The following is a 626-nucleotide window of genomic DNA, read 5'->3' as shown; positions in this document are numbered from 1 at the left end:
AGGCCCACGGCTGACACGCCAGATGGGCTGCTGTGGCAGGACCTTAGCTAGAGACGGGAGCAGAAGCAGCTAACGCTGCGTTAGGCTGGTTGGGCGGCGTGGATCATTGCGGCGCTCGAAGTCGAGCGTGCGGTCCGACTGCTCCTTCAGTTCCGCCACCTCCCGACGCAAAGCCCTGAGTTCTTCCAATATTTCGGCATTTTGCTGCGCCAGCAGCGCCAAATTGATTTCAGCCAAGGCAAGTCTCCTTTCACGATCCGCTTCGCAAGAAACGGGTGGCTTATAGATGGATGCGGGTGCATTTCATGGCAATCACAAAGGAGATTTGTCATGACCGCCATTCGTTTTGTCGCCATGCCGACCAGAGACGCCGAGCATCTCTGGAACGGCGGGCGCGACGCTTATGACAGGCCGCCCGAGACGATGGTTTCCGACGGTGACGGCAACCCTTGCCGCCATTGCTTGAAGAATATCGAGGAGGGCGAGGAACTGCTGGTCTTCGCCTACCGGCCCTTCCCAGCGCCGCAGCCCTACGCCGAAACTGGGCCGATCTTCCTGCATAAACAGCGGTGCCGACGCTACGTCGCCGAGGAGGTCCAGCCGCCGATGCTGATGATGAGCCCCGA

At 60.1% G+C, this 626-nt stretch carries 2 protein-coding genes; one reads left to right on the top strand and one right to left on the bottom strand.

Annotated elements, in window-relative coordinates:
- Positions 1 to 69: 69 nt before the first annotated feature.
- Entirely contained in the window at positions 70 to 237 is a 168-nt protein-coding gene (locus tag AC5ZG1_RS44170; RefSeq protein WP_184452642.1) for a hypothetical protein, read from the bottom strand.
- 93 nt (positions 238 to 330) lie between these two features.
- On the opposite strand from AC5ZG1_RS44170, the gene AC5ZG1_RS44165 reads away from it, so the two are divergent.
- Positions 331 to 626 (top strand): DUF1203 domain-containing protein (locus AC5ZG1_RS44165; RefSeq protein WP_496136535.1); only part of this gene is annotated, 296 nt, incomplete at its 3' end.

It is taken from the genome of Bradyrhizobium sp. Leo78 (genome assembly GCF_059512425.1).
The sequence above is the reverse complement of the archived record's forward strand: the minus strand, read 5'-3'. Positions and strand labels throughout refer to the sequence as shown.